Genomic DNA, 11,835 nt, shown 5'->3' on the forward strand with positions numbered 1-11,835 from the left:
GTTTAGCCGCAGGCATGTATGTGAATCGTTTTCAACGCCGACGGCCGGTGAACGGCACCCCGGGCACGTCGGGCAGCCCCGGCGTACTGGCTACAATGGCCGCTTACATCAACGAGGTGAGGGCGTAGATGAGTACTTCCCCAGGCAACGCCGGACGGCGTGGCAAGCAGTACGCCAGCGCGGCCGACGCGCTGGACGGCGTGGTCGCCGATGGCCAGACCCTGGCCGTGGGCGGGTTCGGCCTGTGTGGCATTCCCGAGGCGCTGATCGGCGCACTGCGCGACACGGGGGTGAAGGGCCTGACGGTGATCTCCAACAACGCCGGCGTGGATGGCTTCGGCCTGGGCCAGCTGCTGGCGACCCGCCAGATCCGCAAGATGATTTCGTCCTACGTGGGCGAGAACAAGGAGTTCGAACGGCAGTTCCTGGCCGGTGAGCTGGAACTGGAGTTCAACCCGCAGGGCACCCTGGCCGAGCGCCTGCGCGCCGGCGGTGCCGGGATCCCGGCCTTCTTCACCGCCACCGGCTACGGCACGGTGGTGGCTGAGGGCAAGGAAACCCGCGCGTTCGACGGCAAGCACTACGTGATGGAAACCGCGCTGCGCGCCGACGTGGCGCTGGTCAAGGCGTGGAAGGCCGACGCGTCGGGCAACCTGGTGTTCCGCAAGACCGCGCGCAACTTCAACCCGGCCTGCGCGATGGCCGGCAAGCTGTGCATCGTCGAGGTGGAAGAGGTGGTGCCGGTGGGCAGCATCGATCCGGACCAGGTGCACCTGCCGGGCATCTACGTGCACCGGATCGTGCACAACCCGCATCCCGAGAAGCGAATCGAACAGCGCACCGTGCGTGCGGAGGGCAACTGACATGGCGTGGACCCGCGATGAAATGGCCGCGCGCGCCGCGCGCGAACTGACCGACGGTGCTTACGTGAACCTGGGCATCGGCCTGCCGACCCTGGTCGCCAACCACATCCCCGAGGGCGTGGATGTGTGGCTGCAGTCCGAGAACGGCCTGCTCGGCATCGGCCCGTTTCCGACCGAGGCCGAGGTCGACGCCGACCTGATCAATGCCGGCAAGCAGACCGTCACCGCACGCCCGGGCGCCAGTTACTTCGGCAGCCACGACAGCTTCGCCATGATCCGCGGCGGCCACGTCAACCTGGCCATCCTCGGCGCGATGCAGGTGACCGACAAGGGCGACCTGGCCAACTGGATGGTGCCCGGCAAGATGGTCAAGGGCATGGGCGGGGCGATGGACCTGGTGGCTGGCGTGCAGCGCGTGGTGGTGCTGATGGAGCACACCGCCAAGAACGGCGAGCACAAGATCCTGCCCGACTGCACGCTGCCGCTGACCGGCGTGGGCGTGGTCGACCGCATCATCACCGACCTGGCCGTGTTCGACGTGACCGACGCCGGCCTGCTGCTGGTGGAGGCAGCGCCGGGCGTGGGAGTGGAGGAACTGAAGGAAAAGACCGGCGTGGCATTCGCCGCCGCCTGAGGTGATGGCGCCGCCCCGGCCAGCCGGGGCGGACGCTCATCCGCGCCTGGCGTAGGCGTAGCCGCTTGCGTCCGGTGCGCCCTTGCCAAGGCTGTCCACGCTGAAACCGGCATGCGCGCAGACCGCGCCAAGCAGGCGCTCGATCGCATGCGCGAGGGTGCCGTCGATCTGGCCTTGCTCGTGCTCGAACGCGCTGCGGTACAGGTGCGCATCCAGCAGCGGCCGCAATGCCGCCAGCCGCACCCAGAACATGCTGCCGGCGCTGAACTGCGTGTCCAGCGGCGCTACCGACAGGCCAAGCCTGGCCTGCAATCGGGCCAGCGCCGGTGCGTTGGCGCCGATGAAGTCGCGGACCGGCAACAGGTGGCCCCGCGGCGCCAGCAGCCCCAACGAGGGATCGCTGCCGAACGCGTCGACGGCCTGTTGCGCGTGGCCGTCGAGCAGCAGCTGCTGCAGCATCTCATCGCGCCACTGCGCACCCTGCTGCATGTGGGTCGAGCGCTTGGTGTGCAGTTTCAGCACCAGCGTTTCGCCCTGCCCGAGCAGCAGCTCGGCGACCTGCAGGAAGGGCAGGATGTCGCGGCCGTGGTTGGCGTAGACCATCACTTCGCCGCGCAGCTCGGCCAGGTGCAATGCGGCGTCCACCGCCGGGCGATGTTCCTGCGCGGTGGTGATGACCAGGCGGCACGCCAGCCCGCTGCGCTTGAGCTGCTCGAGCAGGGCGGCGAACTCAGGCAGATGCCACGCATGGATCACCACGCACGGACGCGTGCTGGCCTTGCCAGTGGTCGGCGCATGCAGCGCCTTCCGCGTCGCCTCCAGGTAGGCATGCCCCAGCCGTGCATCCGGCTCCAGCACTGCGCCTTCGGCCCACTCGTTCCAGGCGTTGATGAAGACCAGGCGCTGGTTGGCCGGCGCGGCGGCCAGGCGCGTGTGCACGGTGGTCGACAGCCAGTCGCCATACCCACGCGGTGAGGCGTGCAGGTAGACCCGGCCCTTGCCGGAGCGGCGTGCCTCGTTGTCCCAGCCCGGGTTGACCCCGGGATAGAGCGTGTACGGCGGCAGCGGACGCGCGGCGATCTCCGCGGCCAGTTCGCGCCAGTCGCGTACGTCGCCCTGGAAATCCGGATTGATCAGGTACTGGTCGGCGGTGAGCGAGCGCGGGTTGCTCATGTTCGGGGGGAACTCGACCGCGGCATCGAAGCCGATGTCGCGCGGATCGGGGCGCTCGAAGCCCTGCACGTAGGCCAGGTGGATCTCGCCGATGCCGTTGTCCAGGCACCACTGCCGCCAGCGCCGGGCGGTCGCGCGCGCATCGGGCAGCAGGTGCGGGCGGTACACCAGCAGCATGGGCTTGCCGTCCACGGTCAGGGCACGGCGGTCGCGCAGGTAGTCGGCGACGTGGGCGATGAAGGCCAGGTCGTCCTCGGCGCTGTGCTGCTGGCCGATCAGGATGTCCTCGTCGCGACCGTCCCAGCGCCGCGCCCAGTTCTCGTTGGCCCAGCACAGGCAGAACGGCAGGTCGATGCTGTCGTCGGCCAGCCACTGGCGCAGCGGCGTCTCCATCAGCGTAGTGCCGCTGAACCAGTAGTAATAGAAGCAGAACGCGCCGATGCCGTATTCGCGGGCCAACTGCGCCTGGTCGCGCATCACCTGCGGGGTGCGCAGGTCGTAGAAGCCCAGGTCGGCGGGCAGGCGCGGCTGGATGTGGCCTTCGAACTGGGGCAGGGCGCGGGTGACGTTGCGCCACTCGGTGAAGGCCTTGCCCCACCACGCATCGTTCTCGGCGAACGGGTGGAACTGCGGCAGGTAGAACGCCACCAGCGTGGCCGGCAGCGGTGCAGGCAGGGCCTCGCTGCGATGCGCGACATAGCCGATCGCGGCTTCATCGGCACGCAGCAGCGGGCGAGGGAGGGGACGATTCACCTGCCCCGGGCTGGCATCGATGCGGCCGCGCGGCGGCGGCGGCACCCAGTCGCCGTGATCGCGCAGGAAGCGTGCGCGCAGTCGATCACGCTGGCCATCGGACAGTGGCAGCGCCCGGAAACCGGCGCGCAGCGCCACGAAGACCGCCTGGCGCAGCCGGGCCTTGAGCGTGGTCACGCGCGACCGACCTCGATCCAGGGGAAAACGACAGCAGGCATGCGGGCTCCAGCGCTCCAACGGGTGGGGGCATTCTCGGGCTTTGCCCGCGCACCGGCAAATCGCCGCGTGCTAGCGTTCATCCATGGATCTCCACCTTCCCGATGCGCAGGTGCACTGGCACCGCCACTGGCTTGCCGCCGCCGATGCCGATGCCCTGCAGCGCACCCTGCGCGAGGACGTGCCGTGGGAGGTGCACCGCATCCGCATGTTCGGGCGCCAGGTCGACTCGCCGCGGCTGAGTTGCTGGATGGGCGACCCGGCCGCGCGCTATCGCTATTCGGGCACCGACTTCGTGCCGGCAGCATGGCACCCGGCGCTGCTGCCGCTGCGCGAGCGGTTGGCTGCGTTCTGCGCCACGCCGTTCAACAGCGTGCTGCTCAACCGCTACCGCGATGGCGATGACGGCATGGGCTGGCACAGCGACAACGAGCCCGAGCTCGGGCCGACGCCAATGATCGCGTCACTGAGCCTGGGCGCCGAACGTCGTTTCCTGCTGCGCCGACGCGAGGACCACGCGCGCAAGGCCGAGGTGACGCTGGGGCATGGCGACCTGCTGCTGATGGGCGGGCAGACCCAGCGCCATTACCAGCATGCCCTGCCGAAAAGCGCGCGGCCGCTGGCCGAGCGCATCAACCTCACCTTCCGCTGGATTGACGCAGCCGGCTCGGCATGACCTGCGCCTGCTGGTAGTCGGCCTGGCCGGTCACCAGCGTCCAGCCCACCAGCTCGGTGGTCATGGCCTGCAGGCCCTGCTCGAAGGCACGCGCCACATCGGCGGTAGCGGTGGTCGGCACCGGCTGTTCCTGGCGGAAGGTGCGGTCGGCGACCACGCGCTGGTCGATCACGTGGATCAGCTTGGCGTTGACCTCGATCAGCGCCGCCGGGGTGGCCTGGCCGCGGTAGTCGGCCTCGAAGCGGCGCACGTCCAGGGCCAGCTTGTAGTCGGCGCGAATGCCGGTGGTGGCACGGGCGACGCCGGCGACGCGGCCGGAATCCTCGAAGCCGCGCACCAGCGCGTCGTCCAGCATGTCGGTGGCCGGCTGCGCCCAGCTCACGCCCTTGTACACCTCCAGCTCGGACGGCGACGGGCGCACGTTGATGCGCGGGCTGTCGACCACGCGCGCGGCGCTGGGCTTGACCACGACGAGCTGCCAGTCGACCTTTGGCCAGCCGGGATCGGCCTGGATGCGCACGATCGGCGAATAGATGGTCACTGCGCTGCGTTCATTGCTGCCCAGCAGCGAGCAGCCGCCGAGGGTGGCGATCATCGCCACCGGCAGGAGGATTCGGGTGAGGGTCGGGCGGCTCATTTGGGTTCGAACTCCTTGGGCGCGTCGCGGCCCAGCAGATAGCGTGCCGGGTTGTTGTCCAGCTTGTCGCTGACCCGGCGCAGGTCGCGGATCAGTCCGCGCAGCTCGGTCAGGGTCGGGCCGAGCTGGGCCAGGCCGTCGTTGGCGAAGCTGTTGATCGCCGCGCGGTTCTCGCCGAGGATCGAATCGGCGCTGCCGGCGGCCGAATCCAGCTTGGACAGGGTGGTTTCCAGCTTGTCCAGGATTGGCGGCAACTGCTGCACCAGATTCTGGTCCAGCCGCTGGATGGTGCCATTGGTGCTCTTCAGGGTCACATCCAGGCTGCGCGCGGCATCGCGCGCGCTGAGCAGCAGCGCCTGGGTGCCCTGGTCACGGTCGGCGAGGCCGCCGCTGATCGTTTCCAGGTTGGCCAGGGTGGCGTTGATGCTGGCCACGTTGCGGTCGCTCAACACCTGGTCCATGCGCTCGACGATGCGGTTGGCCACGTCGGTGATGTTCTGCAGGGCCGAGGGGGTGGTCGGGATGATCGGCGCCGGGTCCTTGTTGACCGCGGTCAGCGCCGCGGCCTGCGGGGTGCCGCCGCTGAGCTGGATGATCGACGGGCCGGTCAGGCTGGTGATCGCCAGCTTGGCGCGGGTGTCGGTCTTGACCGGGGTATTGGAGTTCAGGCGGATGCGCGCGACCACCTGGCGCGGGTCGTCCGGGACCAGGTTCAGCTCGGTGATCGAGCCCACCGCGATGCCGTTGTACTGCACCGGGCTGCCGACCGACAGGCCGGTGACCGCCTCGCGGAACACCACCCGGTACTCGGTCCAGGTGCGGTCGGAGGAGTACTTGGCCGCCCACAGGCCGAAGGCCAGCAGCGCCAGCCCCACCACCAGGGTGAACGCGCCGATCAGGACGTAATTGGCTTTGGTTTCCATGGCTTACTCGCTCTCGTGCTTTGCATCGCGCGCAGCACGCGCGCGCGGTCCGTGGAAGTATTCCTGGATCCACGGGTGGTCCAGTTGTTCGATCTCGTGCAGCGGGGCATTGGCGATCACCTTCTGGTCGGCCAGCACCGCCACCCGGTCACAGATCGCATACAGGGTGTCCAGATCGTGTGTGATCAGCAGGACGGTCAGCCCCAGCGCTTCCTGCAGGGTCTTGATCAGCCGGTCGAAGGCGGCCGCGCCGATCGGGTCCAGGCCGGCGGTGGGCTCGTCCAGGAACAGCAGCGGCGGGTCCAGCGCCAGCGCCCGGGCCAGGCCGGCGCGCTTGCGCATGCCGCCGGACAGCTGCGAGGGCAGCTTGTTGATCGCGTCGGCCGGCAGCCCGGCCAGCTTCACCTTCAGCAACGCCAGCTCGTAATGCCAGCGCTCGGGCAGCTCGCGGTGGTGTTCCTTCAGCGGTACCTGCACGTTCTCGCCGACGGTCAGCGAGGAGAACAGCGCGCCGTCCTGGAACAACACCCCGGTATTGCGTTCGATGTGCAGGCGGCTGGCCGGATCGTCCGAGCGCGCGTCCACGCCGAGCACCTCGATCTGGCCGGCATCGGGCACCCGCAGGCCGAGGATGCTGCGCATCAGTACCGACTTGCCCGTGCCCGAGCCGCCGACCACGCCGAGGATTTCGCCACGGCGCACGTCCAGGTCCAGGCCATCGTGCACGGTCTGCGCGCCGAAGCGGTTGGTCAGCCCGCGTACGCGGATGGCCAGGCCGGCGTCATCGCCGGTGGTGTCCTCGGGTGCGGCCAGCGCGGCGGTCTCGGTGGTCATCGCTTACCAGCCCATCTTCATGAACCACAACGCGGCGAACGCATCGAGGATGATCACCAACGAAATGGCCTGCACCACGCTGGAGGTGGTGCGCTCGCCGACCGACTGTGCGGTGCCTTCGACCTTCAGGCCTTCCAGGCAGCCGATCAGGCCGATCACCAGCGCGAACACCGGCGCCTTGGACAGGCCCACCAGCATGTTGCGTACTTCCATGGTCTCGTGCATCCGCGCGATGTACATCTGCGGCGGGATGTCCAGGTCGAACGCGCCCACGGTGATGCCACCGGCCAGGCCGGCGACCATCGCGATGAAGGTCAGCAGGGGCAGTGTGATCAGCAGGGCGACCAGGCGCGGCAGCACCAGGAGGTCGATCGGATCCAGGCCGAGGGTGCGCATCGCATCGATTTCCTCGCGCGCCTTCATCGCACCGATCTGCGCGGTGAAGGCGCTGGCGGTGCGGCCGGCCAGCACGATCGCGGTGAGCAGGACGGCGAACTCGCGCAGGAAGGCGATGTTGACCAGCTCGACGACGTAAATCTCCGCGCCGAAATCGCGCAGGATGGTCGAGCCGAGGAAGGCGATCACCGCACCGACCAGGTAGGAGAGCAGGGCCACCAGCGGCACCGCATCCAGCCCCACCTGTTCCATCTGCGCCACGGTGGCGGTCAGCCGGAACCGACGTGGCTCCTTGATCAGGCGTGCGCCCTTGACCAGGTTCTCGCCGAGGAAGCTGGCCAGGGCGACGATGTTGTGGCCCATGCCGTGCACGCTGACGCCGAGGCGCTCCAGCGCGGCCAGCACGCCGAAGTCGCGCTTGGACCGCGGGCGGTCGTCGGCGACCTCCTCGATGGTGCAGACCAGTGCGCGGTGTTCCTCGCGGAACTGCAACGCCTCGTCGGCCAGGTCGGCGCGGCGGGCCACGCGCAGGACCTGCAGCACGCCGGCCGAATCGAGCTGGGTGATGCCGCTGGCGTCGATGCCGGTCAGCGCATCGGGAATGCCGCGCAGCACTTCGGCCGCGTCCAGCGCGGTATGCAGGGTCCAGTGGCCGGACAACCGGACCAGGCCGGAATCCTGCGCATCCAGTTCGAGATGGGGGGCTTGGGTTGGCGTCATGGGGCGTCCTGCGCGCAGCATACCTTGTCCGTGTCGACATCAAGTGTGTGCGTTGCGACATGATTGTTCAGCCGGGGCGGGCTTCGGGTAATACTACGAAGCATGTCCGTCGATACCGCCACCATTGCCACCCCCCAGGCCACCTATGCGCAGCGCGTGGCGTTCGTGTCGGAAATCGCCGGGCGCCTGCACAGTTACGGCACCACCGCGCAGCGGCTGGAGGCGGCGGTGGTGGCGCTGGCGCAGCGGCTGGACCTGGACTGCGAGCCCTGGTCGAACCCGACCGGGCTGATCCTGAGTTTCAGCGACCCGACCAAGGCGATCGGTTCGTCGGACATCACCCGCGTGATCCGGCTGGCACCGGGCGAAAATGACCTGCATAAACTCAGCATCGCCGACCAGATCACCGATGCGGTGGCCACCGGCAGCATGAGCATCGCCCAGGGCCATACCGCCCTGCGGCAACTGGACAAGGACCCGGGCCGGCGCGGCAAGATCCGGATGATCCTGTCCTACAGCCTGGGCGCGGCCGGCGTGGCCGGGCTGTGGAAGTTGCCGTGGCTGGATATCGCCACCGCCGGGGTGATCGGCCTGCTGATCGGGGTGATGACGCTGTACACCGATCGGCGCCCGGCCAGCCGCGAGGCGAGCGAGGCATTGGCGGCGTTGCTGGCGGGCACGGTGGCGGCGCTGGTGGCCTCGTTCCTGGGGCCGCTCAATCTCAATACCGTCATCATCGCCTCGCTGGTGGTCATGCTGCCCGGGATGTCGCTGACCAATGCGGTCAACGAGCTGGCCAGCCAGCATTGGGTGTCGGGCACGGCGCGGTTTGCCGGGGCGATCACCACGATCCTCAAATTGACGGTGGGTGCGGTGATCGCGGTGACATTGTCGGGGATCATCGGGCTGGAGCCGCACGTACGCGCGTCGCGCCCGCAGGCCGACTGGGTGGAGTGGTGCGCGCTGCTGCTGGCGGCGTTCGCGTTCGCAATGCTCTTCAAGGCCAACCGCCGCGATTATCCGTGGGTGATGGCGGCCTCGGTGGCCGGCTACGCGATTTCCAAATTCGCCGGGCAGGCCTGGGGACTGCCGGCGGGTATTTTCATGTCGGCGATGCTGATGACCGCGGCCGGCAATCTGTTCGGGCGGCTGGTGCAGCGCCCGGGCGCGATCATCCGCCTGCCCGGCATCATCATGCTGGTGCCCGGCAGTACCAGCCTGCGCGGCGTGCTGACGCTGGTGCAGCAGCAGGACATGAGCGCCGGCCAGACCGTGCTGATGACCGTCCTCAACGTGGTGATGGCGCTGGTGGCCGGCTTGCTGTTTGGCAATCTGCTGATTCCGGCGCGGAAGAATCTCTGACGGGTGTTGGGGTTTTGGGGTTTCTTGTAGGCGTGTCAGAGCGCAGGGCCGCTTGTCCCGTGGCTGGGCGGGGATGTGGCCATCGAAAAGACAGCGGCGAAAAAGCGCTTGGTGGCCCGCTTTCCGTTGCGCACCAGCACACTGTCAACGGGTGGGTGCGGGTGGGTTGGCGGGACCGTCATGCGCCATGGATGGCGCATGCGAGCCTACACGGACGTATTTACGGCGTGTCCCGCCAACCCACCCGTACCCGCCCAAGCCAGCAGGGCACGCACTCGCCAGTCGTTGATCCTGCAGTGCTCCAGCAACGGCCCTTCGCGCAGCTGAAAAACGCGCAGACCAAAAAAAACGCCGGCATCGCGCCGGCGTTTTCCGTTTTCAGTTTCCGATGAAACCGGAGACGATTACTTCTTGATCAGGAACTCTTCGACCTTCTTGCCCTTGGTGGTCAGCGCGGCCAGCCAGCGCGGCTGCTTGCCACGGCCGGTCCAGGTTTCCTTCGGGTTGGCCGGGTTGCGGTACTTCGGGGCCACCTTGCCAAGCTTGCGCACGGCCTTCTTGGCCGGGGCCTTGGTTGCCTTCGCGGCGCGGCCGCGGGTCGGGGCGGCGCCACCGAACACTTCCTCGATCGAATAACCGTGGGCCTTGGCCAGCTTGGTCAGCTGCGCGCGCACCTTGGTCACCGCCGGGCGCTTGGCCACGATGGTCTGCTGCTTTTTGGCGTTCTTGATCAGGGCGCCCAGCTCTTTGGCGGACAGGCCACTCAGGTCAATACTCATCAACTGCTCCGGAATCTAATTAAGGACGGGGTGGGCCAGTCCTTGGCTTGCGCGACAGCATACATATCCAGCCGGATGCTGCACAGAGTTAACCGGCATATTCAATCGCCGCAAGCAAAAGAAAAGCCGGGATATTCCACCCGGCTTTTCCTGATCAACCCGCCAGTCGGCCCAGCAGGGCGTCGCGGTCCAGGCTCTCGGCCTCGCTGGCGCTGCGCGACCGGTATTCGTAGGTGCCGGCGGCCAGGCCGCGCTCGGACACCACCACCCGGTGCGGCACGCCGATCAGTTCCATGTCGGCGAACATCTGGCCCGGACGCAGGCCGCGGTCGTCCAGCGCCGCATCCAGGCCCGCGGCCTGCAACTGCGCCAGCAGCTCGGCGGCGGCGGTGGCCACGGCCTCGTCCTGCTTCGGGTTGATCACGCACACCACCACCTGCCACGGCGCCATCGCGGCCGGCCAGATGATGCCGGCCTCGTCGTGGTTCTGTTCGATGGCTGCGGCGACGATGCGCGAAATGCCGATGCCATAGCAGCCCATCGCCATCACCGCCGCCTTGCCGTTCTCATCCAGCACGGTGGCCTTGAGCGCCTGCGCATACTGCCGGCCCAGCTGGAACACGTGGCCGACTTCGATGCCGCGCGCGATCTTCAGCTCGCCGCCATCGGCGGCGCGGTCGCCTTCCTTCGCGTTGCGGATGTCGGCCACTTCCGGCTCGGGCAGGTCGCGGCCCCAGTTGACCCCGGCGATGTGGAAACCCGCCTCGTTGGCGCCCACCACGAAGTCGGCCAGCGCCGCCACGTCGCGGTCGGCGACGATGCGGATCGGCTGGGCCGGGTTGAGCGGGCCCAGGAAGCCGGGTTCGCTGCCCAGGTGCGTGGCGATCTCCGCCTCGCTGGCCATGCGGTAGCCCTGCAACCCGGCCACCTTGCCCAGCTTGATCTCGTTGACCTCGTGGTCGCCGCGCACCAGCGCCAGCACGAAGCCATCGGTGCTCATGATCGCGATCGACTTGACCGTGCGCTCCAGGCCCAGGCCCAGCAGCGCGGCCACCGCTTCGCAGGTCTTCTGGGTCGGCGTCTCCACCTTGCGCTGCGCCTCGCTGGCGGCCGGGCGCTCACCCGGGGCAGCGGCGATCGCCGCTTCCATGTTGGCGGCGTAGTCCGAGCCGGTGGAGAACACCAGCGCGTCTTCGCCGGACTCGGCGATCACGTGGAATTCCTGCGAGGCGTCGCCGCCGATCGCGCCCGAGTCGGCCTGCACCATGCGGAAATCCAGGCCCAGGCGGGTGAAGATGCGGCTGTAGGCCGCCTTCATGTTTTCGTACTCGCGCACCAGGCAGTCGTCGTGCAGGTGGAAGGAGTAGGCGTCCTTCATCAGGAACTCGCGGGCGCGCATCACCCCGAAACGCGGGCGGATCTCATCGCGGAACTTGGTCTGGATCTGGAAGAAGTTGACCGGCAGCTGCTTGTAGCTGGACAGCTCCTGGCGCGCGAAGTCGGCCGCGGCCTCTTCGGCGGTGGGGCTGTAGCAGAACACCTGCTCCTTGCGATCCTTGATCTTGAGCAGCTGCGGACCGAACTTTTCCCAGCGCCCGGTGCTTTCCCACAGTTCCTTGGGCTGGATGGTCGGGATCTGGAATTCGACCGCGCCGGCGCGCTCCATTTCCTCGCGCACGATGCGCTCGACCTTGCGCAGCACGCGCAGGCCCAGCGGCGACCAGGTGTACAACCCCGAGGCCAGCTTGCGGATCATGCCCGCGCGCAGCATCAAGCGGTGGCTGGTGAGCTCCGCGTCACTGGGGGTTTCCTTGGTGGTGTGCAGGTGGAACTGGGAGAGGCGCATCGTCGGCTTCGCTGAACGGCAGA

10 protein-coding genes and 1 pseudogene are annotated in these 11,835 nt (G+C 68.3%); 4 read left to right on the top strand and 7 right to left on the bottom strand.

What is annotated here, in order from left to right; translation table 11 throughout:
- The first annotated feature begins 128 nt into the window (after nt 1–128).
- Nucleotides 129–863, top strand: a complete 735-nt coding sequence (locus tag AC1DGC_RS11690; RefSeq protein WP_394163811.1) for a CoA transferase subunit A — start codon at nt 129–131, stop codon at nt 861–863.
- Nucleotide 864: 1 nt separating this feature from the next.
- Nucleotides 865–1,497, top strand: a complete 633-nt coding sequence (locus tag AC1DGC_RS11695; RefSeq protein ID WP_478047920.1) for a CoA transferase subunit B — start codon at nt 865–867, stop codon at nt 1,495–1,497.
- 36 nt (nt 1,498–1,533) lie between these two features.
- Here AC1DGC_RS11695 and AC1DGC_RS11700 read toward each other — a convergent pair whose 3' ends face one another.
- Nucleotides 1,534–3,600 (bottom strand): glycoside hydrolase family 99-like domain-containing protein, encoded by a 2,067-nt coding sequence (locus tag AC1DGC_RS11700; protein WP_478047921.1) that lies wholly within the window; start codon nt 3,598–3,600, stop codon nt 1,534–1,536.
- Between the two features lie 124 nt (nt 3,601–3,724).
- Between AC1DGC_RS11700 and AC1DGC_RS11705 the strand changes: the two genes are divergently transcribed.
- Nucleotides 3,725–4,315, top strand: coding sequence for an alpha-ketoglutarate-dependent dioxygenase AlkB family protein (locus tag AC1DGC_RS11705; protein ID WP_259207066.1), 591 nt, complete (start codon nt 3,725–3,727; stop codon nt 4,313–4,315).
- Here AC1DGC_RS11705 and AC1DGC_RS11710 read toward each other — a convergent pair.
- Genes AC1DGC_RS11710 through AC1DGC_RS11725 form a run of 4 tightly spaced genes read right to left on the bottom strand, consistent with a single transcriptional unit; the run spans nt 4,278 to nt 7,825 of the window.
- Nucleotides 4,278–4,952: an ABC-type transport auxiliary lipoprotein family protein gene (locus AC1DGC_RS11710; protein WP_394163814.1), complete on the bottom strand. Its 675-nt coding sequence runs from the start codon at nt 4,950–4,952 to the stop codon at nt 4,278–4,280. The two genes, AC1DGC_RS11705 and AC1DGC_RS11710, sit on opposite strands and share 38 nt — an antisense overlap.
- A complete protein-coding gene (locus AC1DGC_RS11715; protein WP_259207063.1) occupies nt 4,949–5,875 on the bottom strand; it encodes an MlaD family protein in 927 nt (308 codons plus the stop codon). The genes AC1DGC_RS11710 and AC1DGC_RS11715 overlap by 4 nt, the downstream gene beginning before the upstream one ends.
- 3 nt (nt 5,876–5,878) lie before the next feature.
- A complete protein-coding gene (locus tag AC1DGC_RS11720; RefSeq protein WP_259207061.1) occupies nt 5,879–6,709 on the bottom strand; it encodes an ABC transporter ATP-binding protein in 831 nt (276 codons plus the stop codon).
- Nucleotides 6,710–6,712: 3 nt separating this feature from the next.
- Nucleotides 6,713–7,825, bottom strand: a complete 1,113-nt coding sequence (locus AC1DGC_RS11725; RefSeq protein ID WP_259207059.1) for an ABC transporter permease — start codon at nt 7,823–7,825, stop codon at nt 6,713–6,715.
- A gap of 102 nt (nt 7,826–7,927) precedes the next feature.
- On the opposite strand from AC1DGC_RS11725, the gene AC1DGC_RS11730 reads away from it, so the two are divergent.
- Nucleotides 7,928–9,187 carry a threonine/serine exporter family protein gene (locus AC1DGC_RS11730; RefSeq protein WP_259207057.1) on the top strand — a complete coding sequence of 420 codons (1,260 nt, stop codon included), beginning with the start codon at nt 7,928–7,930 and terminating at the stop codon, nt 9,185–9,187.
- 407 nt (nt 9,188–9,594) lie between these two features.
- On the opposite strand, the pseudogene AC1DGC_RS11735 reads toward AC1DGC_RS11730, so the two are convergent.
- Both AC1DGC_RS11735 and AC1DGC_RS11740 read right to left on the bottom strand, forming a co-directional pair.
- A pseudogene (locus tag AC1DGC_RS11735) lies at nt 9,595–9,966 on the bottom strand (H-NS histone family protein); the annotation flags it as partial.
- Nucleotides 9,967–10,120: 154 nt separating this feature from the next.
- Nucleotides 10,121–11,812 (bottom strand): proline--tRNA ligase, encoded by a 1,692-nt coding sequence (locus AC1DGC_RS11740; protein WP_259207053.1) that lies wholly within the window; start codon nt 11,810–11,812, stop codon nt 10,121–10,123.
- Between the last annotated feature and the right edge of the window lie 23 nt (nt 11,813–11,835).

Source organism: Stenotrophomonas sp. 05N37, from assembly GCF_056397365.1.

Excerpts from the sequence above, each read along its gene's own strand:
- AC1DGC_RS11690 (WP_394163811.1), top strand. The coding sequence starts at position 129 with ATGAGTACTTCCCCAGGCAACGCCGGACGGCGTGGCAAGCAGTACGCC.
- AC1DGC_RS11695 (WP_478047920.1), top strand. The coding sequence starts at position 865 with ATGGCGTGGACCCGCGATGAAATGGCCGCGCGCGCCGCGCGCGAACTG.
- AC1DGC_RS11705 (WP_259207066.1), top strand. The coding sequence starts at position 3,725 with ATGGATCTCCACCTTCCCGATGCGCAGGTGCACTGGCACCGCCACTGG.
- AC1DGC_RS11710 (WP_394163814.1), bottom strand. The coding sequence starts at position 4,952 with ATGAGCCGCCCGACCCTCACCCGAATCCTCCTGCCGGTGGCGATGATC.
- AC1DGC_RS11715 (WP_259207063.1), bottom strand. The coding sequence starts at position 5,875 with ATGGAAACCAAAGCCAATTACGTCCTGATCGGCGCGTTCACCCTGGTG.
- AC1DGC_RS11720 (WP_259207061.1), bottom strand. The coding sequence starts at position 6,709 with ATGACCACCGAGACCGCCGCGCTGGCCGCACCCGAGGACACCACCGGC.
- AC1DGC_RS11725 (WP_259207059.1), bottom strand. The coding sequence starts at position 7,825 with ATGACGCCAACCCAAGCCCCCCATCTCGAACTGGATGCGCAGGATTCC.
- AC1DGC_RS11730 (WP_259207057.1), top strand. The coding sequence starts at position 7,928 with ATGTCCGTCGATACCGCCACCATTGCCACCCCCCAGGCCACCTATGCG.
- AC1DGC_RS11740 (WP_259207053.1), bottom strand. The coding sequence starts at position 11,812 with ATGCGCCTCTCCCAGTTCCACCTGCACACCACCAAGGAAACCCCCAGT.